The organism is Streptomyces sp. NBC_01306 (assembly GCF_026340465.1).
Taxonomy (GTDB): Bacteria; Actinomycetota; Actinomycetes; order Streptomycetales; family Streptomycetaceae; genus Streptomyces.
Genome location: NZ_JAPEPC010000001.1, coordinates 915,521 through 941,544 on the forward strand (window position 1 = coordinate 915,521; position 26,024 = coordinate 941,544).

17 protein-coding genes are annotated in these 26,024 nt (G+C 70.9%); 9 read left to right on the top strand and 8 right to left on the bottom strand.

Features of this window, described 5'->3' with window-relative positions; genetic code table 11:
- The first annotated feature begins 141 nt into the window (after positions 1–141).
- A complete protein-coding gene (locus tag OG385_RS04025) occupies positions 142–1,521 on the top strand; it encodes an FAD-dependent oxidoreductase (RefSeq protein WP_266851887.1) in 1,380 nt (459 codons plus the stop codon).
- A gap of 69 nt (positions 1,522–1,590) precedes the next feature.
- Here the strand turns inward: OG385_RS04025 and hemE are convergent, their stop codons facing one another.
- On the bottom strand, positions 1,591–2,655 hold the full coding sequence (gene hemE / locus OG385_RS04030) for a uroporphyrinogen decarboxylase (protein ID WP_266851889.1): 1,065 nt from the start codon (positions 2,653–2,655) through the stop codon (positions 1,591–1,593).
- Between the two features lie 92 nt (positions 2,656–2,747).
- On the opposite strand from hemE, the gene OG385_RS04035 reads away from it, so the two are divergent.
- From OG385_RS04035 to OG385_RS04065, 7 genes are all read left to right on the top strand, one after another.
- Positions 2,748–3,398, top strand: coding sequence for a DUF3000 domain-containing protein (locus OG385_RS04035; RefSeq protein WP_266851891.1), 651 nt, complete (start codon positions 2,748–2,750; stop codon positions 3,396–3,398).
- A 312-nt stretch (positions 3,399–3,710) separates the two neighbouring features.
- On the top strand, positions 3,711–4,367 hold the full coding sequence (locus tag OG385_RS04040) for a response regulator transcription factor (RefSeq protein WP_164259399.1): 657 nt from the start codon (positions 3,711–3,713) through the stop codon (positions 4,365–4,367).
- A 118-nt stretch (positions 4,368–4,485) separates the two neighbouring features.
- On the top strand, positions 4,486–5,769 hold the full coding sequence (locus OG385_RS04045) for a ribonuclease D (protein WP_266851894.1): 1,284 nt from the start codon (positions 4,486–4,488) through the stop codon (positions 5,767–5,769).
- Positions 5,770–5,910: 141 nt separating this feature from the next.
- A complete protein-coding gene (locus tag OG385_RS04050) occupies positions 5,911–9,567 on the top strand; it encodes a beta-galactosidase (RefSeq protein ID WP_266851896.1) in 3,657 nt (1,218 codons plus the stop codon).
- A gap of 181 nt (positions 9,568–9,748) precedes the next feature.
- A complete protein-coding gene (locus tag OG385_RS04055; RefSeq protein WP_266851897.1) occupies positions 9,749–10,978 on the top strand; it encodes an acetyl-CoA C-acyltransferase in 1,230 nt (409 codons plus the stop codon).
- The gene (locus tag OG385_RS04060; protein WP_266851899.1) at positions 10,975–13,107 is read left to right on the top strand and encodes a 3-hydroxyacyl-CoA dehydrogenase NAD-binding domain-containing protein; all 2,133 of its coding nucleotides are present in this window, start codon (positions 10,975–10,977) and stop codon (positions 13,105–13,107) included. The genes OG385_RS04055 and OG385_RS04060 overlap by 4 nt, the downstream gene beginning before the upstream one ends.
- Positions 13,108–13,287: 180 nt before the next feature.
- Positions 13,288–14,319: a signaling protein gene (locus tag OG385_RS04065; RefSeq protein ID WP_266851901.1), complete on the top strand. Its 1,032-nt coding sequence runs from the start codon at positions 13,288–13,290 to the stop codon at positions 14,317–14,319.
- 124 nt (positions 14,320–14,443) lie between these two features.
- On the opposite strand, the gene OG385_RS04070 is transcribed toward OG385_RS04065, so the two are convergent.
- The 5 genes from OG385_RS04070 to OG385_RS04090 all read right to left on the bottom strand — a co-directional run bounded on the left by OG385_RS04070 (position 14,444) and on the right by OG385_RS04090 (position 21,774).
- On the bottom strand, positions 14,444–16,060 hold the full coding sequence (locus OG385_RS04070) for a glycosyltransferase family A protein (protein ID WP_266851903.1): 1,617 nt from the start codon (positions 16,058–16,060) through the stop codon (positions 14,444–14,446).
- A 43-nt stretch (positions 16,061–16,103) separates the two neighbouring features.
- Positions 16,104–16,931: an Ig-like domain-containing protein gene (locus OG385_RS04075; protein ID WP_266851904.1), complete on the bottom strand. Its 828-nt coding sequence runs from the start codon at positions 16,929–16,931 to the stop codon at positions 16,104–16,106.
- Positions 16,928–17,743, bottom strand: coding sequence for a rhamnogalacturonan acetylesterase (locus OG385_RS04080; protein WP_266851906.1), 816 nt, complete (start codon positions 17,741–17,743; stop codon positions 16,928–16,930). The genes OG385_RS04075 and OG385_RS04080 overlap by 4 nt, the downstream gene beginning before the upstream one ends.
- A gap of 50 nt (positions 17,744–17,793) precedes the next feature.
- Entirely contained in the window at positions 17,794–19,947 is a 2,154-nt protein-coding gene (locus tag OG385_RS04085; RefSeq protein WP_266851908.1) for a hypothetical protein, read from the bottom strand.
- Between the two features lie 261 nt (positions 19,948–20,208).
- Entirely contained in the window at positions 20,209–21,774 is a 1,566-nt protein-coding gene (locus OG385_RS04090) for a hypothetical protein (RefSeq protein ID WP_266851910.1), read from the bottom strand.
- 286 nt (positions 21,775–22,060) lie between these two features.
- Between OG385_RS04090 and OG385_RS04095 the strand changes: the two genes are divergently transcribed.
- Positions 22,061–23,122 (top strand): LCP family protein, encoded by a 1,062-nt coding sequence (locus OG385_RS04095; RefSeq protein ID WP_266851912.1) that lies wholly within the window; start codon positions 22,061–22,063, stop codon positions 23,120–23,122.
- A gap of 156 nt (positions 23,123–23,278) precedes the next feature.
- Here OG385_RS04095 and OG385_RS04100 read toward each other — a convergent pair whose 3' ends face one another.
- Together OG385_RS04100 and OG385_RS04105 are read right to left on the bottom strand one after the other, a co-directional pair.
- Positions 23,279–24,325 carry a hypothetical protein gene (locus tag OG385_RS04100; RefSeq protein WP_266851914.1) on the bottom strand — a complete coding sequence of 349 codons (1,047 nt, stop codon included), beginning with the start codon at positions 24,323–24,325 and terminating at the stop codon, positions 23,279–23,281.
- Positions 24,326–24,437: 112 nt separating this feature from the next.
- Positions 24,438–25,913, bottom strand: coding sequence for an amino acid permease (locus tag OG385_RS04105; protein WP_266851915.1), 1,476 nt, complete (start codon positions 25,911–25,913; stop codon positions 24,438–24,440).
- Positions 25,914–26,024: the final 111 nt, after the last annotated feature.

Genomic DNA, 26,024 nt, shown 5'->3' on the forward strand with positions numbered 1-26,024 from the left:
TTCGCGCGACCCGGGGTACGGCCTCCCGCGCCGCGCGGGAATGTTCCGGGGTCCGCACACGTACCTTCCCAGAGGGCGACGGAGCGGGAAGCGCCCGCACGGAAAGCGGCAACAGCGGTAACAACCACGGAGGTACGCGCAATGGCAGCGGAGCGACTGGTGGTCATCGGCGGGGACGCGGCGGGCATGTCCGCAGCGTCCCAGGCCCGCAGGCTCAGGGGTCCGGATGAGCTGGAGATCACCGCCTTCGAACGCGGCCACTTCACCTCGTTCTCGGCGTGCGGCATCCCCTACTGGGTGGGCGGCGAGGTCGGCGAGCGCGACGACCTCGTCGCCCGCACCCCCGAAGAGCACCGGGCACGGTCGATCGACCTCCGGATGCGGACCGAGGTGACGGAGATCGACGTCGCCGGGCAGCGGGTGCACGCCCGCGACCTGGAATCGGGGGCGGCCGGCTGGACTGCGTACGACAAGCTCGTCATCGCCACGGGCGCGCGTCCGGTACGCCCCGAGCTGCCCGGCATCGACGCGCCGGGCGTGCACGGCGTGCAGACGCTGGACGACGGCCAGGCCCTGATCGACTCGCTGCGGACGGCGTCCGGCCGCCGCGCGGTGATCGTCGGTGCCGGTTACATCGGCGTCGAGATGGCGGAGGCGCTGCTGCACCGCGGGTACGAGGTGACGGTCCTGACCCGCGGCGCCCAGCCGATGTCCACGCTCGACCCGGACATGGGGAAGCTGGTCCACGACGCGATGGACGGCATGGGCATCACCACGGTGACCGGCGCGGAGGTCACCGCGGTCCGCACGGACGAGCGGGGACGGGCCAGCGCCGTCGCGACGGACGCCGCCGAATACCCGGCTGACGTAGTGGTCCTGGGGATCGGCGTGGAGCCGCAGACCGGCCTCGCGGCCGCCGCGGGGCTGCCGCTGGGCGAGTACGGCGGGCTGCTGACCGATCTGTCGATGCGGGTGCGCGGCCACCGGAACATCTGGGCGGGCGGCGACTGCGTCGAAGTCCTCGACCTGGTCTCCGGCCGGGACCGGCACATCCCGCTCGGCACACACGCGAACAAGCACGGCCAGATCATCGGCGCCAACGCGGGCGGTGGATACGGCACGTTCCCCGGTGTCGTCGGCACCGCGGTGAGCAAGGTCTGCGATCTGGAGATCGCCAGGACCGGGCTGCGCGAGAAGGACGCGCACGCGGCCGGGCTGCGGTACGTCACGGCGACCATCGAGTCGACCAACAGCGCCGGTTACTACCCGGGCGCGGCCCTGATGACGGTGAAGATGCTCGCCGAGCTGCGGACCGGGCGGCTGCTCGGCACGCAGATCGTGGGGCGGGAGGGCGCGGCGAAGCGGGTGGACATCGCCGCCGTCGCCCTCACCGCGGGCATGACGGTGGAGCAGATGGTCTCGCTGGACCTGGGGTACGCGCCGCCGTTCTCACCGGTCTGGGACCCGGTGCTGGTCGCCGCGCGGAAGGCGGTCACAGCGGTGCGCCGGGCGGGCGGGTAGCGGTGCGGTGTGCGCTCCCGGTGCGCGGGTCGGCCTGTGGACCGTCCCGCGCACCGAGGGCGGGACGGTTCAGCGGGCCGTGCGGGTGTGGACGTACTCCACGAGCCGGGTCAGCGCGTCGGGGTCGGTGTTGGGCGGGACGCCGTGGCCGAGGTTGAAGACATGGCCTTCGAGCCCCGCCGCCGCGGCCAGCACCTCGTCGGTCTTGGCCTCGACCGCCTCCCGGGTGGAGAAGAGGACGGCCGGGTCGAGGTTCCCCTGGAGCGCCTTGCCGGGGCCGACCCGCCGGGCCGCCTCGTCCAGCGGCACCCGCCAGTCGACGCCGACGACGTCCGCACCGGCCTCGCCCATCAGCCCGAGCAGCTCACCGGTGCCGACACCGAAGTGGATGCGCGGCACCCCGTACGGCGCCACCGCGTCCAGGACCTTCGCCGAAGCCGGCAGCACCGAGTGCCGGTAGTCGGCCGGGGCGAGGGCGCCCACCCAGGAGTCGAAGAGCTGGACTGCGCTGGCGCCCGCCTCAATCTGGATCCGGAGGAAGGCGGCGGTGATCCCGGCGAGGCGGTCGAGCAGGTCGGCCCAGAGCTCCGGGTCGCCGTACATCATCGCCTTGGTGTGCTCGTGGTTGCGGGACGGACCGCCCTCCACGAGGTAGCTGGCGAGCGTGAAGGGCGCACCGGCGAACCCGATGAGCGGTGTCTGTCCCAGCTCGGCGGTGAGCATGCCCATCGCCTCGGTGACGTACCAGACGTCGGCGGGCTCCAGATCGCGCAGCCGGGCCAGGTCGGCGCGGGTGCGGATCGGGCTGGCGATCACCGGCCCGACACCCGGCTTGATGTCGAGGTCGATCCCGATGGCCTTGAGCGGCACGACGATGTCGCTGAAGTAGACCGCCGCGTCCACCTTGTGGCGGCGGACCGGCTGGAGGGTGATCTCGGTGGCCAGGTCGGGCCGCATGCACGAGTCGAGCATGGCGATCCCCTCCCGCGCCTTCAGGTACTCGGGGAGTGAGCGTCCGGCCTGCCGCATGAACCAGACAGGGGTGTGCGGCACCGGCTCTCGCCTGCACGCCTTGAGGAAGGCGGAGTCGGCTGTCGGGTTCTGGGCGCCCATGGGGCGGTCGTTGGCACTCACGCCGAGAAGTTTCGCATGTGCGGGGGAAGCGGATGCCCCGGGCCGGGTGTCCTTCCCCCCGCAACTGCCTCGTTCCGCCTAGTCTTCCCGGCATGGCTGCGGCTCAGGGACGATTTTCAGATGGCGCTGACGGTATGACCAGCGCGGAGACGGACTCCGTCCCGCCCGCGTTCAGGGAGGCGGTCGACGCCTTGCAGTCAGCCCGTCTGCGGCCGGAGATGGAGATCGACCCGACGAAGCCGCCGCGCAAGCTCGCCCCGTACGCCTACGCCCTGGAGGCGGCGGTCGTCGAGAACGACAACGACCTGGCGGACGGCAGGCTCGTCCTGCTCCACGACCCCGCCGGCCATGACGCCTGGCAGGGATCCTTCCGTCTGGTGACACTCGTGCGCGCGGAGCTGGAGCCCGAGATGGCCGCCGACCCGCTGCTGCCCGAGGTCTGCTGGTCGTGGCTGACGGGCGCCCTCCAGGGGCGCGGACTGTCGTACGGGGAGGCCAGCGGCACGGTCACCCGCGCCGGGTCGCACTACTTCGGCGGGCTCTCGGAGCGCAAACCCGCGACCCAGATCGAGATCCGGGCGTCCTGGACCCCGCGCGAGGGTCTGAGCGGAGTGCCGGACACCGGGGCACATCTGGCGGCCTGGTGCGATCTGCTCTGCCAGATCGCCGGGCTGCCGCCGGTCGGGCCGCCGGACGCCGGTGTGGTCTCGCTGCCGCAGCGGCGCGGGCCCCGCGCGCACTGACGCGCTCCATGCGCTGACGGGCTCGTGCGCTGGCGCAGCTGCCGGCCGGCGCACCACCCGGAGCCCCGGCCGGCGCATTCGACGGACCCACTGGCTGACGCGCCGACGGCACGAACAGCATCTTCGCAAACACGGGCATCTTTCGAACGATCGGTCAGGCATCCGATTTGCCCGAATTGTTACTCACTAAATCGTGATCATTCTCTAAAGGCGGGCGGGTTTGCTGCCGAAGAAGTCTGTGACCCTTCAAGCACGGTTCGCCCCGGCTCTTCCCCCGGCCGGCGTTCGTTCCGCACCTTCCCAGGAGGCCTGGTGTCCGTTCTCCTTGAGCAGCCCGCAAGCCTGGTCGCCTACCGCCCGAACAAGCCGACGGCCATGGTCGTCGTGGCCGACCCACGCGTCCGCTCCACCGTCACCCGCCATCTGTGGGCCCTTGGAGTACGTGACGTCATCGAGGCGTCGTCCATCGCGGAGGCGCGTCCCCGCGTCGGCAAACCACGTGACATCTGCGTGGCCGACGTCCACCTGCCCGACGGTTCCGGGCTGACCCTGCTGTCCGAGACCCGGGCCGCAGGCTGGCCCAACGGTCTGGCCCTCTCCGCCGCCGACGACATCGGCGCCGTGCGCAACGCCCTCGCGGGCGGCGTCAAGGGCTATGTCGTCACCGGCACCCGCAACAACATCGGCCACCCGACCCGGCCCGGCGCCGCACCCATCGGCGCCGCCCGGATGCAGCGCCGCCCCCCGGGCACCCCGAGCCACCCGGGCGGCTACCGCGAGCTCTCCGGCCGTGAGGTCGAAGTGCTGCGGCTGGTCGCCGAAGGCCAGTCCAACAAGGCCATCGGCGTCTCCATGGGGCTCTCGGCCCTGACCGTCAAGAGCCACCTCGCCCGCATCGCGCGCAAGCTCGGCACGGGTGACCGGGCCGGGATGGTCGCGGTGGCACTCCGTACCGGAATCATCCACTGACGTGACCCGTCCGACAGGGCCGGCCACGACACGGCACTGACTGGTTTCAGCCCCCTCAGCACCCGCCGACGCAGCGTTACGTCGGCGGGTGCTGTGCGTTCACCGATACCCTTGACGGGTGACCGACGCTCAAGAGACCGCAGCAGAGACAGCACTGCGAACCACTGGGGGCGCTCCCCCGGACGACGTCGAACAGGCGCCGATCCCCTTGCTGGAGCCCCGCGAGGGCATTCCGCCGGTGGTTGCCACCGATGAAGCACTGGCCGCTGTCGTGGCGGCGTTCGCCGCGGGGACGGGGCCTGTCGCCGTCGACGCCGAGCGCGCGTCCGGCTACCGCTACGGACAGCGCGCGTATCTGGTGCAGCTGCGCCGCGAGGGCGCGGGCAGCGCCCTCGTCGATCCGGTGGGCTGCCCCGACCTCTCCTCGCTCGGCGCGGCCATCTCCGACGCCGAGTGGGTGCTGCACGCCGCGACCCAGGACCTCCCGTGCCTGCGGGAAATAGGCATGATTCCCACCCGGATCTTCGACACCGAGCTGGCCGGGCGACTGGCCGGCTTCCCGCGGGTCGGCCTCGGCGCGATGGTCGAGAGCGTGCTGGGCTTCACGCTGGAGAAGGGCCACTCGGCGGTCGACTGGTCGACCCGCCCGCTGCCCGAGCCGTGGCTGCGCTACGCCGCGCTCGACGTGGAGCTGCTGGTCGATCTCCGGGACGCCCTGGAGGAGGAGCTGGACCGGCAGGGGAAGCTGGGCTGGGCGATGGAGGAGTTCGACGCCATCGCATCGGCACCGCCCGCCCCGCCGCGCAAGGACCCCTGGCGCCGTACGTCCGGGATGCACAAGGTGCGCAGGCGCCGTCAGATGGCGGTGGTACGGGAGCTGTGGAACACCCGCGACGCGGTGGCGCAGCGGCGGGACGTCTCCCCCGGGAAGGTCCTCGGGGACGGTGCGATCGTCGAGGCCGCCCTGGGCCTCCCGGTGAATCTCCAGGAGCTCACCGCGCTGCCCGGTTTCGGCCACCGCATGGGCAAGCGCCAGCTGGAGCAGTGGCAGGCGGCCGTCGACCGGGCCAAGGCGCTCCCCGACACCGCGCTTCCGCAGCCGGGCCAGCAGGTGGCCGGCCCGCCGCCGCCCCGCGCCTGGGCGGACAAGGACCCGGCGGCCGCCGCCCGGCTCTCCGCGGCGCGCGCGGCCGTGTCGGCCCTCGCCGACGAGCTGAACATGCCGCAGGAGAATCTGATGACCCCCGACACCGTGCGCCGGGTGTGCTGGGAGCCGCCGCGGGAGCGGACGGTGGAGAAGGTCTCAGCCGTGCTCGCCGAGCTCGGCGCCCGGAACTGGCAGATCGAGCAGGTCGCTCCGCTGCTGACGGCCGCGGTCCAGGACCCGCCGGGCCAGAACTGACATCCCGGGTCTGCGGCAGCCCCGCCGCAGACCCGGAAAACACCAAGACCGGACCGTATCCAACACGGACCAACAGCTTTAGGCTGTGCGTCGCATCAGATTCTTTCAGCATGCCCATGCGACTGAAGGCGCAGGAATGACATGCACACGCCATTGAACCTGTTGAGACGCCCCCTCACCGCCGCACTCGCCGTGCTGGCGCTCAGCGCCGGTGCGCTCACCCCGGCCGCGGGGGCGGAGCGGCCCGCACGGGACGCCGCACACCCCGCCGGAGCCAGGGCCGCCACACACCCCACCGCCCACACCGTCGGGCACAACGACACCGCCCTGACCATCGACGGCAAACCGCTGAACATCTGGTCCGGCGAGTTCCACTACTGGCGGCTGCCCAGCCCCGACGCCTGGCGCGACGTCCTGCAGAAGATGAAGGCGGGCGGTTTCAACGCCGCGTCCATCTACTTCGACTGGGACTTCCACTCCCCCGAGCCCGGCGTCTACGACTTCAAGGGGATCCGCGACGTCGACAAGCTCCTCGACATCGCCCAGGAAGCGGGCATCTACGTCATCGCCCGCCCCGGCCCGTACATCAACGCGGAGACGGACGGTGGCGGCTTCCCCGGCTGGCTCACCCAGCAGAAGGGCAAGGCCCGTACGACCGCGCCCGACTATCTGGCGGCGGCCGACGAGTGGCTGTCGAAGATCGACCCCATCATCGCCAGGCACCAGCTGACCAACGGCACCGGCTCGGTGATCGCCTACCAGGTCGAGAACGAGTACTACCAGGACACCCCCGACGGCCACGCCTACATCCAGCACCTGGCGGACAAGGCGCGCACCGACGGCATCACCGTCCCGCTGACCGGCAACCACAACGGCGTCTTCGCCAAGGAACTGGACATCGACGGGCACGATTCGTACCCCCAGGGCTTCAACTGCTCAAGTCCGGACAAGTGGAGTGGACTGCCCGATTTCTCCGGTGCGAAGACGGCTGGGCAACCGCTATTTCTGGCCGAATTCCAGGGCGGTTCGTTCGACCCCTGGGGCGGGCCCGGCTACGACAAGTGCCGGCAGCTGACCGACGGTGACTTCGAAAAGGCCGCGTACGAGAACAACATCGCCTCCGGCGCCACCATGCAGAACTTCTACATGGCGTACGGCGGCACCTCCTGGGGCTGGCTGCCCTCACCGAGCGCGGTCTACAGCTCGTACGACTACGGCGCGCCGATCCAGGAGGACCGGCAGCTCGGCGAGAAGTACCTGACCGACAAACGGCTGGGCTACCTCGTGCAGTCGCTCGCACCGATGACGAAGACCGAGCCGCTGACGGCTGCCGCGCCGGAGAACTCCGCGGTGCAGCGCCGCGACCGGCGCAACCCCGACGACGGGACGACGATCACCGTCGTACGCCACAAGGACGTCAACGACAAGGCGAAGGACACCACGCATCTGGCGCTCGGCGGCTATCCCTCGGTGCCGCAGGAGCCGGGGACCGCGCTGACCGTCGACGGGCGCGACTCCAAGCTGCTGGTCTCCGACTACGCCATGGACCACCAGCAGCTGCGGTACTCGACGTCGGAGCTGATGACGCACGGGACCTTCGGACAGCGTGATGTGGCGCTGCTGTACGGACGGCACAGCCAGGACGGCGAGACCGTGCTGCGGTACGCCGCGAAGCCGGACGTCAAGGTGACCGGCGGGACGGTGAAGCAGAGCTGGGACCCGGCCACGGGCGACCTGCGTCTCGACTACCGGCACGACGGGCTCGCGCAGGTGCTGATCACCCCGCCCGGTGCGAAGACGCCGCTGCTGCTCCTGCTCGCCGACGACGCGACCGCCGACACCTACTGGCGGCTCGACACCCCGCAGGGCCCGGTGCTGGCCGCCGGTCCCGAACTGCTGCGCACCAGTGCGTACGCGAACGGCGTGCTGAAGCTGACGGGCGACACCGGCAAGGCGTCCCAGCTGAACGTCATCACCGGCGCCCCCGCCACCGCCGTGAGCTGGAACGGGCACCCCGCCAAGGGCGCACTGAACACCACAGGCGCCGCGCTCCCCGGGCCGAAGCCGGTCACCCTGCCGACGCTCGGGAAGTGGAAGTTCCAGCGCGAGACCCCGGAGGCGCAGCCCGGCTTCGACGACGCCGCCTGGCGGGCCGCCGGCGGGCAGGCGCTTGCGGCCGACGGCTACGGCTTCCACGCGGGCTCCGTCTGGTACCGGGGGCACTTCTCGGCCACCGGCACGGAGAGCGCCGTACAGGTCAACGCCAGTACGGGGAAGGGCGGTTCGTATCTGGCCTGGCTCAACGGCCACTACCTCGGCAGCTCGGACTCCGCCACGCATACCTTCACCGTCCCGCCGGGCACGCTGAAACCCGGCGAGGACAATGTGCTCGCCGTACTGGCCGCCGACATGGCGCACGAGCAGGACTGGTCGGCGGACGACGGCCACAAGCAGCCGCGCGGTCTGACATCGGTACGTCTGGTGGGCTCGGCGCGGCAGATCGGCTGGCGGATCCAGGGCGCACTCGGCGGCGAGAACCTGGTCGACCCGGTGCGCGGCCCGCTCAACACCGGTGGTCTGTATGGCGAACGCCAGGGCATGCACCTGCCCGGCTACCCGGACGCCGAGTGGCCGGACGTCTCGCTGCCGGACACCCGCAAGGGCGCACCGGGCGTCTCCTGGTACCGCACGGGCTTCGACCTGCGGCTGCCGAAGGACCAGGACGTCCCGATGGGGCTGACCTTCTCCGACGACAAGGCGAAGAACTACCGGGCTCTGGTGTACGTCAACGGCTGGATGGTGGGCCTCTACATCAACGACCTGGGGCCGCAGACCAGTTTCCCGGTGCAGCCGGGGATGCTCCGCACCGACGGGCACAACACGGTCGCCATCGCCGTCATCGGTGAGGACACCGAGGGCGACGGGCTCGGCAAGGTCTCCCTTGAGCAGTACGGGAACCACACGACGCCGCTGCGGTACGGCGACATCGCGTCGCCGGGGTGGTCGGCCGCGGTCAACCACGACCCGAAGGCGAGTGCGGATGTACGGATCACCGCGCCGGACACCGTCGGGCGCGGTGGCTCGGGTTCGGTGACCGCCTCCTTCACGCCGCGCGCGAAGACCGCGCGCGACGCCGCGCTGGAGCTGCGGCTGCCCGAGGGCTGGAAGGCGGACACGGCGCTGCGACAGTCGCTCGGCGACGTACGGGCCGGGCGGACGGTGACGCGCAGCTGGCGGGTCACGGCTCCCGAGGGCTCGCAGCCGTGGTCGGCCGTGCTGTCGGCGGCGGCCCGGTACTCGGGTCGTGGCTCGGCGGCAGCCGCGGTGAGTGTGGCGTCGCCGCCGCCCGCGCCGGGGGCGGGGAAACACGACCTCGCCGCCCTGGACTTCACCGCCACCAACGGATGGGGTCCGGTGGAGCGCGACACCTCCAACGGCGAGGAGGCCGCAGGGGACGGCAGACCGATGTCCGTCGCGGGCACTGCGTACGCGAAGGGCATCGGGACGAACGCCGACAGCGACATCACCGCCTATCTGGGCGGGGCCTGCACCCGGTTCACCGCGTCGGCCGGGGTGGACGACGAGACGAACGGCGGCGGCTCGGTGACCTTCACGGTGCTGGCCGACGGGAAACAGGTCGCCACCACCCCGGTACTCAAGGGGAAGCAGGCGGCCGTGGCGCTCGACGCGGATGTGTCGGGCGCCCAGGTGGTGGATTTGGTCGTCAAGGACGGCGGGGACGGCAACGGGCTCGACCACGGCGACTGGGGGAACGCTTCGGTGAGCTGTACGGGCTGAGCGCACCGGCACCCGGGCACGCCGGGCGGGCCCGTTCGCGGGCCCGCCCGGCGTGTGACCTACGACGCTCCCGGCCCAGGGACTGGGCAGCATGGTTACCCGTGGGTAGCATGGCCTTGTGCAGCGCGCTCCGGCGCGCCCGCAGCAGCAGTGCCATCCCGCACCCTGGAGGAGAGCCATCGTGCCTCGTACCATCCGGGACGTCGTCTTCGTCGACGGCGTCCGCACCCCGTTCGGCAAGGCGGGCCCGAAGGGCATCTACCACGAGACCCGCGCCGACGATCTCGTCGTGAAGGCGATCCGGGAGCTGCTGCGCCGCAACCCGGATCTGGACCCCGCGAAGATCGACGAGGTGGCCATCGCGGCGACCACGCAGATCGGCGACCAGGGCCTGACCCTCGGGCGCACCGCGGGCATTCTGGCCGGGCTGCCGCAGTCGGTGCCCGGCTTCTCCGTCGACCGCATGTGCGCGGGCGCGATGACCGCCGTGACGGCGACCGCCGGCTCGATCGCCTTCGGCGCGTACGACATCGTCCTCGCGGGCGGTGTCGAGCACATGGGACGCCACCCGATGGGTGAGGGCGTCGACCCCAACCCCCGGTTCGTCTCCGAGAAGCTGGTCGACGAGTCCGCCCTCTTCATGGGCATGACCGCGGAGAACCTGCACGACCGCTACCCCACGATCACCAAGCAGCGCACGGACGAGTACGCCGTGCGCTCGCAGGAGAAGGCCGCCAAGGCGTACGCCAACGGCAAGATCCAGCAGGACCTGGTGCCCGTGTCGGTGCGCAGGACCAACCCGGAGGCCGGGGAGACCGGCTGGGGTCTGGCGACCGCCGACGAGCCGATGCGTCCCGGCACCAGCATGGAGTCGCTCGCCGGCCTCAAGACGCCGTTCCGGGCGCACGGCCGGGTCACCGCGGGCAACGCCGCAGGGCTCAACGACGGCGCCACCGCCTCGCTGCTCGCGTCCGAGGAGACCGCGCGCGAGCTCGGGCTGCCGGTCAAGATGCGCCTGGTGTCCTACGCGTACGCGGGCGTCGAGCCGGAGGTCATGGGCTACGGCCCGATCCCGTCGACCGAGAAGGCCCTCGCCAAGGCGGGTCTCTCCATCGACGACATCGGCCTCTTCGAGATCAACGAGGCCTTCGCCGTCCAGGTGCTCGCGTTCCTGGAGCACTACGGCATCGCCGACGACGACGCGCGCGTCAACCAGTACGGCGGCGCCATCGCCTTCGGCCACCCCCTCGCCTCGTCCGGTGTGCGTCTGATGACGCAGCTGGCGCGGCAGTTCGAGGAGCAGCCGCAGGTCCGCTACGGCCTGACCACGATGTGTGTCGGCTTCGGCATGGGTGCCTCGGTCATCTGGGAGAACCCTCACTTCGACACCACTGCCGGAGGCACCAAGTGAGCACCACCACCTCCGATCTCCTGAAGGGCGCGGCCGAGCTGTTCCCCGGCGAGGTCGTCACACAGGCGCACGTACGCCACCTCGAACTGCCGGGCGGCGCGGGCAGGTTCGCGCTGATCACGCTCGACAACGGCCTGGACCACACCAAGCCGACCACCTTCGGCCCGCAGTCGCTGGCGAACCTCGACGCCGCCATCGATCAGGTCGAGAAGGAGGCCGCCGAGGGCACGGTCGTCGGTGTAGGAATCACCGGCAAGCCGTTCATCTTCGCGGTCGGCGCCGACCTCAAGGGCGTCGAGCTGCTGAAGAACCACTCGGACGCGCTCGCCATCGGCAAGGGCGGCCACGACGTCTTCAAGCGGCTGTCCACGCTGGCCGTCCCCACCTTCGCGTACTACAACGGCGCCGCGATGGGCGGTGGCGTCGAGGTCGGTCTGCACTGCGCGTACCGCACGGTGACCAAGTCGCTGCCCGCCTTCGCGCTCCCCGAGGTCTTCCTCGGCCTGGTACCGGGCTGGGGCGGCTGCGCGCTGCTCCCCAACCTGATCGGCGCGGACCGCGCGGTCTCGGTCATCATCGAGAACTCGCTGAACCAGAACCGTCAGTTGAAGGGCAAGCAGGTCTACGAGCTGGGGATCGCCGACGCGATCTTCGAGGGCGCGGACTTCCTGGAGCAGTCGCTGATCTGGACCTCCGCCGTCCTGCGCGGCGAGATCGAGGTCGTACGCCCGGAGATCGACCGCGGCGACGCCTGGGACGCTGCGGTCGCGCGCGGCCGGGCCATCGCCGACTCGAAGGTGCACGGCGCGGCCCCGGCCGCCTACCGCGCGCTGGACATCATCGCCGCCGCCAAGGACGGCGACCTGGACCGGGGCTTCGACTCCGAGGACCAGGCGCTGGCCGACCTGATCATGGGCGGCGAACTCCGCAGCGGGATCTACGCGTTCAACCTGGTCCAGAAGCGTGCCAAGCGCCCGGCCGGCGCCCCGGACAAGAACCTGGCGCGCCCGGTCACCAAGGTCGGCGTCGTCGGCGCCGGTCTGATGGCCTCGCAGCTGGCGCTGCTCTTCCTGCGCCGCCTCGAAGTGCCGGTGGTGCTCACCGACATCGACCAGGAGCGCGTCGACAAGGGTGTGGGCTATGTGCACGCCGAGATCGACAAGCTGCTGCTGAAGTCCCGTATCAACCAGGACAAGGCCAACCGCCTCAAGGCTCTGGTGAGCGGTGTGCTCGACAAGGCCGAGGGCTTCGCGGACGCCGACTTCATCATCGAGGCGGTCTTCGAGGAGATCGGCGTCAAGCAGCAGGTGTTCGCGGAGGTCGAGGCGGTCGCCCCGGCGCACGCGATCCTCGCCACCAACACCTCCTCGCTGTCGGTCTCCGAGATGGCGTCGAAGCTGAAGCACCCCGAGCGGGTCGTCGGCTTCCACTTCTTCAACCCGGTCGCGATCCTGCCGCTCCTGGAGATCGTGCGCGGCGAGCAGACCGACGACGCCTCGCTGGCCACGGCGTTCGGCGTGGCGCGGAAGCTGAAGAAGACCGCGGTCCTGGTGAAGGACGCCCCGGCATTTGTCGTCAACCGCATCCTCACCCGCTTCATGGGCGAGATCCAGAACGTCATCGACGAGGGCACCCCCGTCGAGGTCGCCGAGAAGGCCGTGGAGCCGCTCGGTCTCCCGATGTCCCCGCTGGTCCTGCTCGAACTGGTCGGCCCGGCCATCGGTCTGCATGTCTCGGAGACGCTGCACCGCGCCTTCCCCGAGCGCTTCACCGTCTCGGAGAACCTGGCCGCCGTCGTCAAGGCGGGCAAGCGCGGCTTCTACGTCTACGAGTCGGGCACGCCCGAGCTGGACCCGGAGGTCGCCGCTCTCCTCAAGCAGGGCACGTCGGTGCTCTCCGCCGAGCAGACCCGGGACCGTGTCCTGGACGCGGTGGCGCAGGAGATCGGTCTGATGCTGAACGAGGGTGTCGTGGCCGAGGCCCAGGACATCGACCTCTGCCTGATCACCGGCGCCGGCTGGCCCTTCCACCTCGGCGGCATCACGCCGTACCTGGACCGTGAGGGTGTGTCGCAGCGGGTGAACGGCAAGCCGTTCCTCGCGCAGGGTGTGGCGAGCGTTCCGGCCTGACCCGCGGGCTCCCGCAGTCCGGAGCCCCTTCGTGCGAGTGCCCGTCCCGGTCGTCCCGGGGCGGGCACTCGCCGTTGAGGGCCCGCGGTCGTGGTGTGACAAAATGACCTTTCCCCGGGTTCGTGGGGGTGGGGAGTCGAGTACCTGCCGGTCGGCGGACGCTGGGGAGCAATTCGGTTCGTGGAACGGCAGCGGAAGTACTCACGCAGGACCGCGCTGTGGGCGGGCGTCTCGGCGGCGGCCGCGGCCGGTGGCCTGGCCGGCGGCCGGTGGTACGCGGAACAACGGGCGCACGGGGACGGCACGTTCGAGGCGGCGGACCCCTCGCAGATCCTGACCCCCACCGCGCTGCACCAGACCACGGTGCCCCAGTCGTTCGCCTTCGACGACAGCCGGGGCGACATCTACGCGGTGCAGCTGGTCCAGGGCGGTGTGCGGCTGCCCGGTGAGCCGCGCCGGCTGTCGAGCGCGGAGCGGGACAAGCGGGGCGATCTCTGTGTGACGCGGCTGTCCGCGGACGGGCGGACGCGCGGCCATATGTTCCTGCGCGGGTTCGGCCACGGTGTCTCCCTCGGGGTCGAGCCGTCGGCGTCCGGCGCGCTCCTCTGGACGGAGTCGCAGGCCCACCCGGAGACCGGGTACGGACAGGCCATCACCCGGTTCGCGTTCCGGGACGGCGCTGTGCTCGACAGCGACCACCCCGGACTGCGCCACCACCGCCCGGTGCCCGGCTCAGTGGCCAACCAGCCCAGTGTCGACATGACCGCGCGGCGGGTGATGGTGAGCTACTGGACGGTCCCGGCGTACGGGAGACGGCAGCAGTGGTACGCGGTGTACGGCATGGCCGACTTCCTCGCGGGCCGCTACGAGCCGCTGCACACGGTGCGCCAGCGGGGACGGGGTGCGGCCGAGACGTTCCAGGGGTGTGTGCTGTACGGGGACCGGGTGTACCAGCTCGCGGGCAACGCGTACACACCGTCGTCCGGCGCCAACCCGGCCGTTTCCGGGGGCAATGCCCGGGTCACCGCGGTCGGCCTGCGGGGTGGCCAGGTCCCCGCTCCGCGACGGATCACCGTGGCGGCGGACCTCGCCTACCGGGAGCCGGAAGGGCTCGCCGTCAGGCTGACGGGCGGCCCCCGGCTCTGTGTGGGCTTCGCTACCGGCAGCTCGCGGGCCAGGATGCTGGCGATCCACTCGTGCGGCAGGGTGTGAGAGATCCGCGGGGAGGACCGGCTTGAGGGAGCCGCGTGAAGGACCCGTGTGGCAGACCCCGCCCGTGTGCAGACCCCTGTGACAGCCCGTGTGACAGCCCGTGTGACAGACCCGCGCCCCGCCGTCACTGCGGCAGCGGGCGCCTCGCGGAGACCTCGGCGGTGAGGTTCCCGGCCTTCGTGGCGTAGAGGTGGCAGACCGTCTCCAGCCCTGACGCGTCCGCCCGGCCGACCACGACACCCTGCCGCGTCCGGTCGGTGACCGTGTCCGCACGGGTCCCGCCGAGCCGTACCTCCTTGCCCGCTCCCTGGTAGGAGACGTGCAGGAACATGTCCCAGAGCCCGGGGGCGACGGGCTGGAAACCGTCGGCGGCCGACAGGTCGAGCCTCGCTTCGAACCCGGCCTGCGCACGGTCGGCACGGGTGGCGGCGTCCAGCTTGGGGGTGGGCGTGGAGTAGACGCGGAAGCGGTACTCGGCGCCGCTCGCCCGCTCGCGCAGCACCACGCGGACGGCAGGATCGCGGGTGGACAGCTGCTCGATGTAGCAGTGGCCGTGCACACTGAGCACGGTGCCCGACCAGCTCAGCCTCGTCAGCCGGTGCTTGGCCCGCAAGGTGTGAGTGATCTCGAACTGCTCGTCGGGCAGCCCCAGTTCGGGGTCCCGGAAGAACGGGTACCGGCGGAAGGCGCGCCCCTCCTCCACGAGCAGCGCGGCCTTCTCCTTGCCCTGCTCGAACGCGATCATCCGCTCGGCCTCGGCGAACAGGCCCCGGCGGATCAGCTCCAGGCGTACCGAGAGCGGCCGGGGCAGCTTCCGGAACACCTCGGGACCCGCGTGGAGTTCGAGCAGCCCACGGCACTCGGTGAGCGCGGCCCGGCGCAACTCGGGATCCTCGCAAGCCAGATAGGCGGCCCCGGTGGCCTTGCCGAGCTCCAGCTCGAAGTGGCGGGCGAGCAGCTGGTCCCTGAGGGGGCCCGGCTGGACCCGTTCCGTGACGAGGGAGACCATCCGGCGGGTGAGCGCCATCCGGTCGGCGAGAGAACCGCTGAACCGCGAGGTGTTCACCCCGGCGACCCGGCGCGCCTGCTCGACGCAGACCTGGCCGGCGACGACCGAGATCCGGTCCGCGTACAGATAGGCCAGCGCGGTGAACGCCTGGTCCTCACCGAGGGACCAGTCCTCGGGGAAGCGCAGTCCGCAGCGGTCGATCAGCGAGCGGCGGAACAGCTTGTCGGCGCTCAGCGACCAGTACACGCGTGAGGCCGCGACATCGGCGTCGGCCACGCTCCGGGTGAACATGGACGTGCCGACCTTCTGCCCGTCCAGGCCCGCCACCTTGCCGAGGACGACGTCGGCGTCGTTCTCGTCGGCTGCCCGCACCATGCTCTTCAGCGCGCCGGGGGCGAGCCGGTCCGTACCGCTGAGGAACAGGAGATGGCGGCCGGTGGCCTGCTCGATGCCCGCGTTGCGCGCCTGTGCCGGAGTGTCCGTCGCGGTGGGCGACGAGGAGCACTTCAGCGCCGGGTACCGGGCCGCCCACTGCTGGAGCGTCTCGCGGGTGCCGTCCTGGGAGCCGCGGTCGAGGACCAGCACCTCCACCAGGAATCCGTCATCGCCCTGGGCCAGCACCGATTCGAGGCAGCCGCCGATCCGGCCGACGGCGTCGGCCACGTCGACGATCACGCTGACGTCGGGCTGTTCCTTGGGGTGGAGGGACACGGGGTTCACGACGCTGATCACCAGACTTCATTGCGTACGGGGGTGGTGCGAGCGGGGGCGCGGGTCAGCCGGGGAGGGCTGCGCCCTCGTGCGGCCAGGGCAGCGGACCGTGGATCTTCGGCTGGGTCCACGGCGCGTGCGCGGTGGTGCCGGCCCCGTTGAAGCCGGGCGGGGTCAGCAGCCCCGGGGTTTCGGAGAGATCACCGATGTGGATGACCACCCGGCCCTCGGCCCGCTCCCCCGACGGCGACTGCACGGCGTACTGGAAGTGGTCGTAGCCCACCGCGCCCGGAGCCGCCTGGAAGGCCAGCACACCGTCGTGGGTGACGGTCACCTGCCCGGAGCGCGGCTGGCTGTGTCCCACCACGGCCGTGCCCTGCGGCAGGCCGTCCCGTACGTCGACGAGCGCGGGCGCGTACGCGGCGTGCTCGGAGACGTTCAGGGCGCGGCCGGGGGCGGAGAAGCCCCTGATCCGCACCCCCAGGTCGGCCAGTGGTTCGGTGCGCAGCAGCCTGCGGGGGTCCCGGCCGGGGATGGCGGCGGAGACCGCCGGACGCAGCACGTGCTCCGTGCTGTCCTGGCGGATCCGCAGGGTCAGGACGGCGCTCTCCGAACCGCCGCTCTCGGCGCGGGACCGGTAGTGCCGCAGGAGGGAGGAGTACTCGGCGCCCTGGACCGCCACCACGTCTGCGGCCCCGGCGAAGGAGTCCTCGGCGAGGTAGCCGTAGGCATGTCCGATGCCCGGTCCCGCCTGGACCGTCAGGGCGATCCGGACGGTCTGCCCGGGAGCGACGGAGGTCATGGGGTGCGCGTCGCAGTGCACGGCCGCCTGGGTCGCGCTGTCCGGGAAGCCCGGTTCCTGGATGCGGACCACGCCCAGCAGGAAGGTCATCGCCCGGCTCCGATCCGCGCCGCGTCCGGCACCTGTGCCACTCGCTCCTTGGTCAGCCGGTCGAACGTCGCGGTGTCCAGCCAGCCCATCTCGTCGGTGGTGAAGTCCGACCGGTCGAGGCTGTGCACCCAGGACGCGGGGACGAGCCCCTGGTCCCGCAGGGCGCGGGCGATGAAGCGCGCGCACTCCACCGCCGCCTCGGCGCGGAGGTGGGTGTCGTCGGCGCCCTTGAGATTGGCGACGGGGTTCTCGTAGGGCCGCAGATGCGCGAAGAGCTCCTTGGCGGCGTCGCTGCCGAGCTCCTCCCACCAGGCCATGCTCTGGGCGTAGAGGTCGACGAGCGGTGCGGACATCTCCTCCGCGACCTCCCGCATGGCCATCGGGTAGGTGCGCAGGAAGCGCCGGAGATTGCCGTACGCGTCGAACTTGCGCCGCTCGTGGGTGAGTACGAGGACGGGGTGCGCCTGCGCCTCCCTGGTGAGGTGCACCATCTGCCGCAAGTACTGCTGGTACGCCTCGAAGGGCTCGGTGTGCAGGCCGTCCGCCGGCTCCCAGTCGACCTGGCCGAAGCTGATGAGCACGTAGTCACCGGGGGCGGCCCGTTCGAGGATCCACTGGAAGCGGCCCCGGTCGTAGAAGCTCCTGGAACTCGCCTTCGCCCGCGCGCAGTTGATGACCTCCACCGCCGGGCCGAGGAACAGCGGGAGCGTCTGCCCCCAGCCGGCCATCGGGAGGTAGTCGACGGAGCGCGTCACCACCGTGGAATCGCCCGTGACGAACATCCGTCTGCGAGGCATCTCCTGCCCGTACATCGCCGTACCCTCCATCGGATCGTGTCACCGCCCGCAGGCCGGAACACAGGTCAGAAGTACTGTTCCATCGATTCCTGGGGCCCGAGCTGCTGCCCGATCCACCCCAGCTGCGGCATGGGCGCGGTGTTTTCCAGCAGCTGGTCCGGTACCGCGGCGGCCCCCTGCGTGAACGGGTTGGCGAGGATCGGCTCCGCGGTGTCCCCGGCCGGGAATTCCGCGATGCCCCGCGCGAACAGCTGGTTCACCGCGTCGTTGAAGCGGACCATGGAGTCCCCGTCGCCGAGCAGATAGCGCTTGAGGTGCTCCCGGTGACCGGCCAGCCGGTCCCGGCCGCCGGAGCGTGCGGCGTCGACGCAGACGGCCAGCTCCTCGCAGGACGGGCCGAGGATGTACGCGGCGGACGCCGCCGGGTTCAGCTGCTTGAAGAGCTCGGGGTCCGAGTCGGACGGGTTCGACACCGCGTACGGCTTCTCGCTCGCCACGAAGTCGGACACGACGCTGGAGATGTCACTGATCAGCATGTCGGCTTCGTTGAAACAGCTGTAGAGGGACGGGAGTTGCCCGGTGACCACCTGGTGGCGCTCACCGCCGCCCGCGGCCCAGAAGGTCTCGTGCCACTGGGTCTGCAACTCCTCCCAGGTCTCCTTCGGCGGCCGGGCGAGCACGGACCTGTCCTTGTGCCAGAGGCCGTAGACCCCGACCACGGTCCATGCCTTCAGCCGGGCCATCCGGCTCTCAAGGCCGGCCAGCTTCTTGTCGCCGTCCGCCTGCGAGGCGCGGGAACTCCGGCCGTCCTTGGTGCGGTCGCGCTTGGCGTTGTCGGCGTCGAGGAGCGCCACGATGCGCCGGTGCACCCGGGTCGCCTCGGCCGACCGCTTGCCCGTCAACGGGTGCGGCTTGTAGAGGATCCGGACCGGTTCCTGCTGGTTCAGCAGCATCCTGATGAGCTTCTCGCCCATCAGGATGAGCGAGGTGTGGAACGGGTCGGCCGTCCACCCCTCCCAGGTGGGCGCGTACAGCACGGTGGTCATCCGGCCGCCCGGCCGGGCCGAGACCGACTCGACCGCGCTGAGCTGCGGGCGGCCGACCGGCACGAGGGCGGAGCCGGGGATGGTGCCGCGCAGCCGCTGGTAGCGCTCCTCGCCGCCCTGGCCCGCCGTCCATATCTCGTCGTAGACCTTGCTCACCCGGTTGCTGCTGGCCAGCTTGTCGCTGTCGCCGTGTCCGATGAAGACGTGCTTGGCCTCCGCCACCCGCAGCATGTGGACGTTCTTGCCCGCGTTCGCCGGATAGAGGATCACCCGGACCTCGGGCAGCTCCAGCAGGCTGAGGTCATCGGCCTTCGGGAGGCAGACGACGGGCAGCGAGGTGTACGCGAGGAAGCGCAGGGTGGTGACCTCGCGGAGCACGATCAACGGCCGCCTGCCGAGCCGGGAGAGGGTGTCCAGCCACATGTTGACCTGGTAGGCGGAGTCGCGCGCGCCGGCCGCGTAGGTGAAGTAAAGGACGACCTCGGGGCGGTACTTGGCGACCTGCTTGTTCAGGATGCGGAAGGTGCGCTCGTGGCTGGGCACCCGGCGGCACTGCCTGATGGTCGGCAGCAGGATCACCATGCCGAGAACAGCGACGGTCACCGCCAGCGCGCCGCCGAGGACGCTGAAGCCGATCACATGTGTGGCACGGGAGGCGATGGCGCCGGCGATGACCGCACTGTCCAGGTGGAGCAGCTTCCGCTCGTAGGACTTGAAAGCGATCGGGGGCGGCGGCTCTGGCATGTTCAGGGCGCTGAGATCCAGGTTGCGCACGCGCACCGGGAGGGCGCGGCGCCGCTTGATGAACATGCAGAGGAACGTGTAGAGCAGGCGCAGCGAGTGCACGGCCGCGAAGCCGAGGAAGACCACCGTGAAGATGTCGCGGTCGTCACCGACGGTGTCCCGCAGCAGCACCAGCACGCCGAGTTCCCGTGTCAGGACACGGATGCTGAGGCCCCACTTGAGCTTGCCGAGGAAGCGGATCAGGTCGGGTTCGGCGCGGTGCAGGTAGAAGTCGGCCGCGTAGCTGAGGACCAGGGTTGCAGTGAAGGCCCAGAGGAGACCGAGGGCGCCCGAGACCAGCATGCCGAAGTAGCTCGCCAGCAGCAGGAACAGGACAAGAACGTTCTTGCCCTTGCCTATTTCGGCATGGCGGATCAGTGCGGCTATCAATCTCGTCCTCTTCTCATCGTCGAAACGCACACCCGGACCCGCATTTCCCCCCCAGGGCATGCGTGCGCGACTGAGCGCGGACGCAAAAGCGGCACCACAGTGACGGCAAAGCTTCAGGGGACCCACCCAAAACGTTAACCTGAGCTTTACCTTGGGTCAGAATAGTACCCGGAACCAGGTTACGGACAAGACACCAGTACGTTACGTACCGGCAGGTTTTGGCCGCCCCCGCGAGCCGCCTGACGCCCGGACCTGGCCCAACTAGGCCCAGGGGGCGAGATCCAGCCCCTGCCCGCCGGGCAGCTGCCGCGTGACGGCGAGCCGGGCATCGGGCCCCAGCGCGGCGATCGTGATCCGGCCGAGCCGGTCCCGGACGAGGGCGGGCGGAACGAGGCACCACTGCTCCGTACTCGACCACCACACACCGGAATCGGGCCGTCCGTCGACATGGAAACCGGCCAGGCAGTACCCGTACGCGTCGGTCGAGACGAGCACGGTACAGGCCCAGCCGCCGATGTCGGCACCGGTCGCACCGGCGACCCTTCCCATGGCATCGGAGCTGTGCAGCGTCACCGGGCCCGGGGCGTTCCACTGCCACTGGCAGAGCTCGCCGGTCCCCGCGTACCGGTAGCGCAGTGCGCCGCTCTCCGGCGCGGGCGCCAGACTGTCCGCGGCCGCATGGACGTTGGAGCCGGTGTCCTCGGCCCAGGCGCCGTCGCGCCCCGTCCGGCTCCAGCGCGCCGTCCCGGGGGCGTCCCGCAGCCGGGCGAAGAGCTCCACCCTGCCGTCCGGCACCCGGAGGGCCACCAGCTCGTCCGCGGTCTTGGCGCCGCGCAGATGCTGCCAGGACGACCACGACCCATTGGGCTTCTCGTGGCGGGTGTTCACGGTGTGCTCGTCGTTGCGGATGAAGACATGGAGCGTCCCGTCGTCGTCGAACGCGGCCACGGGGAAACCGACATGGCGGCCCCGCTCCGGTTCGGCGCGGTGCGGATTGCCCAGCGAGTGCCACGGCCCGGCCGGGCGCCCCGTCTGGTACTGGGTCGCGCACACGACGTCGACGGTGACCGCGCCGCCGCGGCCTTCGGTACGACGCAGACCGACGAGGCGTACGTAACCGTCCGGCCCCTGCACCACGGTCAGCCCGGGCAACAGGCCCGGGGCTTCCAGCCGTTCGGGACCCGACCACCCGCCGGTCACGCCCTCGGTCCAGCGCAGCACCGCACCGGCCGTGGGCAGATACCCGGAGAGACGGCCGTCGTTGCCCCTGATCAGCCAGGTGCCCGGCGGCGCGTACCGGGGGCGGAGCAACGGGCCGGCGGCGTCGGTGGGCGCCGGCTCCCGGCAGTCCACGAGGAGCGGCTGCCCGCTCTCGCGCTGGTAGGCATCGGCCGCCCGGAGAGCGGCGCTCGCGGCTGCGGTGCGGCGCTGCTCCGTACCGGGGTCCCCGGCGGGAGTTCCCGAGGGTGCGTCGGGGCCCGTGGTGAGGACCACCGCCGGTCGTACGGCGCGGAGTTCGTCCAGGACCGCCTGCGTACCGTCGCCACGTGACGCGAGGACGCGCGGCTCGCCCCGGACCCGCCGGCCCTGCCGTACGGCGTCGGACACGGCCCGGTCGAACATCTGCCGCTCCTGCGGTCCCCCGCTCTCCAGGCAGACCACGGCGACCTCGCCGGGACCGCCGGTGCCGGCGAGCAGGACGGCCGCGTCGGCGGGTGTGGCCGCGACGAGCAGGACGGCGCCCGCCTCCCGCCGGGCCCCGGCAGACCCCGCGGGCCGCGGGTCCCGCCCGTACTCCTCGGCACGGGGCCCGGTTGATGCCACCATCGCGCTGTCGCTCCTTCCGCCGCGGAGTCCGCGGTTCCCGCCCCTGAGCCTGCTGGACGGCCTCCGGCCGGGTGGCCGCCCGTCAGGCTCTTACGCACACCAGCACGATAGACGCACACAAGACGCACACATTTGCCTATATGCTCTGGTGCCAATCGAAACCGGCGGCAACGACGCCCCCCTTTTTTCGCGCTGTCGCACTCGACCGACCGCCAGTCCCCCCATGCCAGACGCGGTCGTCACTCCGCCACAAAGCCGATTACCGGGATCAGAGGACAACTACGGCATGACTCAGGCCACCACCACACCGCCCCACTCGCGCAAAGCCCCCCGGCAGCGCCGTCGTGGACTCCGCATCGCTCTGCTCGTACTCCTGGTGCTGCTGCTCGCCGCGGGCGGAACCGCATGGTGGCTGTACAGCAACCTGAACGGCAACATCAAGGGCGTCGACATCAACAAGTCGCTCGGCAAGGACCGTCCGGAGAAGCTGCCCACCACCGGACAGAACCTGCTGGTGCTCGGCTCCGACTCCCGCGCCGGGGAGAACGGGAAGATAGCCGGCGGCAACGTCAGCGGCGCCCGCTCCGACACCGCGCTGGTGATCCACGTGCCCGAGGGGCGCAGCAGGGCGACCGCGGTCAGCATCCCGCGCGACACCCTGGTGACCCGGCCCGAGTGCGCCAAGTCGGACGGCTCGTCGGTGCCTTCCGCGAACCGGGTCATGTTCAACTCGGTCTACTCGCAGGTCGGTCCGGCCTGTGTGGTGAAGACCGTGGAGCAGATGTCCCACGTACGGATCGACCACTACATGGAGGTCGACTTCGCCGGATTCAAGGGCCTCGTGGACGCGCTCGGCGGGGTCACCGTCGATGTCCCGCAGGACATCCACGACGGGGCCAGCGGCCTCAACCTCAAGGCGGGCCCGCAGAAGCTGAACGGCACCCAGTCGCTGGAGTTCGTACGGACCAGGCACGGCATAGGCGACGGCAGCGACCTGGGCCGGATCGGGCTCCAGCAGCAGTTCCTGCTCGACCTGCTGAGCGAGGTGCAGAAGCAGGACGTGCTGAGCAGCCCCACCAAGACGTACAAGATCGCCAACTCCGCGACCAAGTCGCTGACCACCGACTCGGATCTGGCGTCGCTCACCAAGCTGGCGGAGTTCGCCCGCAGCATGAAGGGCGTCAACCCGGACACCATGGAGACGATCATGCTCCCGGTGGCGTACGACAAGGCCGACCCCAACCGGGTGGTGGCGGCCGAGCCGCAGGCCACGCAGTTGTGGAAGGCCATCCACACGGACACGGAGATCCCCGAGTCGGCCAAGAAGTCCCCGGCGCACGGCGGTTGACCGCTTTGGTCCGGCTCCGTACGGACCGGTTCTGATTCCGGCACGGCCCCGTTTCGGCGAATTCGAGGGGCCGGTGCCGGAATCAGTCCGGGGAGCCGGCCACGGGACCGCCGTTTCCGGCTGCCATCCGGTACCACCCGCCGCAGGAACGGCAGTTCAGGCCCTGGTCCATGCCGCCAGTGCGAGGCCCGGTTCCGCTTTCTGGCGTGCCACCCGCAGGGTGCCGTCCCCGGCGATGGCGGCGAGCACCACCCGCCCCTCCGTGTCCACCGCCAGCGCGGGCGCGCCGACCGACGGCTCGCCGGTCTCCGTCCACCACAGGCCGTCCGCCTCGCCCTCGGTCGGGCAGGCCGCGATGGCCGGGCGGCCGTTCCTGGCGCGGTGGGCGAGGACGGTGCAGTCATAGCCCTCTATGGAGGTGCGCAGCACCGCCACCGGACCGCCGTCCGGCGCGCCGCCCAGCGCCAGGGCGCCGGTCCCCCGGCGGTGCGCGGTCACCCCGGCGCCGCCGGGGGCGCAGCCGTAGTACGTGGCGCGGTCGTCCGCGGTGCACAGCCCGGTGACGGATCCGGCGGCGGCCGTGGCGGTGAACGGTTCGGCTTCGGTGAAGTCGCCCCCGGGCTCCTCCTGGCACCAGCGCGACAGCTGCTCATCGGCGGGGACCAGCAGCTCGACCCGGCCGCCGACGGCGACCGCCGCGGGCATCCCGTCCAGGAGGTGACTGCCCTTCAGGTCCTTCCACCCCTCCCACTTGCCGGACTTGCCCTGTCTGCGCAGGCTGACGCCGCCGGCCGCGTTGCGTACGAAGACATGAACCCGGCCGTCGTCGGCGACCGCCGCCGCCGGGACCCCGACCGCGCGGGCGCGGTCCTCCTCCTTGTGCGGATTGCCGAGGGAGTGCCAGGGGCCGAACGGCCGGCCCGTCTGGTACTGCGTCGTGTGCATCAGCTCGACACCCTTGGCGGTGGTGCGCCGGGTGATCAGATGAACATAGGTGTCCGGGCCCTGGGCCAGGGTGGCGTGGGTGAGACCGGGGGCCTCGATGAAATCCGGCCCCGTCCAGTCGGGCCCGCCGGGCCGCTGTTCGGTCCAGCGGAGCAGACCGCCGTCCGCCGGGGCGTAGGCGCTGAGGCTGCCGTCCTTGCCCCGCAGCAGCCAGCAGCTCGTGGCGGGGCCTGCGGCCTGTACGGAACGCGACGACATGGCTGGCTGCCAGCCTTCCCTCAACCGGTCGAACGGTACCGCTGAGAATAACATTCCGCCTGGTGAGAGCGGTGGGTGCCCGAGCCCGCCGGGGCCCGGGCACCGGGCCGGGCTACTTCTGCGCCCGCTCGGACATCCGGCTGTGCCCGCGCCCGTACCAGACATACACGACACCGCCGACGACCATCCAGATGCCGAACCTGATCCAGGTCTCGGCCGGCAGGTTCAGCATCAGCCAGAACGAGGCGAGCGCCGAGAGGATGGGCACCAGCGGCACGAGCGGGGTCCGGAACGCGCGCGGCAGATCCGGGCGCTGCCGGCGCAGGATGATGACTCCGACAGCCACCAGGACGAACGCGAACAGCGTCCCGATATTGACCAGGTCGGCGAGCACGCTGATCGAGGTGAAGCCCGCCACCAGCGCCACGATCAGACCGAGCAGGATCGTGGAGCGGTAGGGCGTACCGAACCTTGGGTGCACCCGCGAGAAGACCTTGGGCAGCAGTCCGTCACGGCTCATGGCGAAGAAGACCCGGCTCTGGCCGAGCAGCAGGATCATACAGACGGAGGTGAGGCCGACGGCCGCGCCGAAGCTGATCACGCCGGCCCAGAAGGGGTGTCCGACCGACTTGAACGCGTCGGCGAGCGGGGCGTCCGTGGACAGCTGGGTGTACTTCTGCATCCCGGTGACGACGATCGAGACCGCCACGTACAGCACGGTGCAGACCGCCAGCGAGCCGAGGATGCCGCGCGGCACGTCGCGCTGCGGATTGCGGGTCTCCTCGGCCGCGGTCGCGACGATGTCGAAGCCGATGAAGGCGAAGAACACGACGGCGGCCGCGGTGAAGATGCCCATCACACCGAAGGAGCCGGGCGCGAACCCGAAGAGCTGTACGAGCGGGGCGCTGAGGCTGCTGCCTGCCGAGCCCTTCACGGTCGGCGGGATGAAGGGGTGGTAGTTCGATCCGGTGATGTAGAACGCGCCCACAATGATCACCAGCAGGACCACCGTGACCTTCACGGCCACGATGATCGTCGTCACGCGCGAGGAGAGCTTCATCCCCAGGACCAGGATCCCGGTCAGCACCAGGACCAGGATGGCCGCCAGCAGATCGAAGCCGAACTTGCCGTTATGCGTCCCGGAGAGGACCTGCGGCATGCCGATCCCGGCCGTGTCCATCAGTGAGCGCACATATCCGGACCAGCCGACCGCCACCACCGCACAGCCCAGGGCGAGTTCGAGGACCAGGTCCCAGCCGATGATCCAGGCCGGCAGCTCACCGAGCGACGCGTACGAGAAGGTGTAGGCGGAACCCGCGACCGGCACCGTGGACGCGAACTCTGCGTAACAGAGAGCCGCGAGGGCGCAGACGACACCGGCCACCACGAAGGCCAGGGCGACCGAGGGGCCCGCGGTCTCCTTGGCGATCAGTCCGGTCAGGACGAAGATCCCGGTACCGATGACGACCCCGATACCGAAGACCGTCAGATCCAGTGCGGACAGCGTTTTCCTGAGTGCGTGCTCCGGTTCCTCCGTGTCCCGGATCGACTGCTCCACGGATTTCGTCCGGAAGAGACTGGTGCTCACGGGCGTACCTCCACGCTTGTAGTCCTCGCCATGATCGGAGCGCGTGAGTGCGATGTACCCGCAGGTGAGGACCTTTCACACGAATGAGCCGGTGGGACCACCCGTACAGGT

What these genes read in the sequence shown, in the direction of transcription:
- OG385_RS04025 (WP_266851887.1), top strand. Translation starts at nt 142, where the DNA reads ATGGCAGCGGAGCGACTGGTGGTCATCGGCGGGGACGCGGCGGGCATG.
- OG385_RS04035 (WP_266851891.1), top strand. Translation starts at nt 2,748, where the DNA reads ATGGCTGCGGCTCAGGGACGATTTTCAGATGGCGCTGACGGTATGACC.
- OG385_RS04050 (WP_266851896.1), top strand. Translation starts at nt 5,911, where the DNA reads ATGCACACGCCATTGAACCTGTTGAGACGCCCCCTCACCGCCGCACTC.
- OG385_RS04075 (WP_266851904.1), bottom strand. Translation starts at nt 16,931, where the DNA reads ATGACCTTCCTGCTGGGCGTGGTCCGCATCCAGGAACCGGGCTTCCCG.
- OG385_RS04080 (WP_266851906.1), bottom strand. Translation starts at nt 17,743, where the DNA reads ATGTACGGGCAGGAGATGCCTCGCAGACGGATGTTCGTCACGGGCGAT.
- OG385_RS04090 (WP_266851910.1), bottom strand. Translation starts at nt 21,774, where the DNA reads ATGGTGGCATCAACCGGGCCCCGTGCCGAGGAGTACGGGCGGGACCCG.
- OG385_RS04095 (WP_266851912.1), top strand. Translation starts at nt 22,061, where the DNA reads ATGACTCAGGCCACCACCACACCGCCCCACTCGCGCAAAGCCCCCCGG.
- OG385_RS04100 (WP_266851914.1), bottom strand. Translation starts at nt 24,325, where the DNA reads ATGTCGTCGCGTTCCGTACAGGCCGCAGGCCCCGCCACGAGCTGCTGG.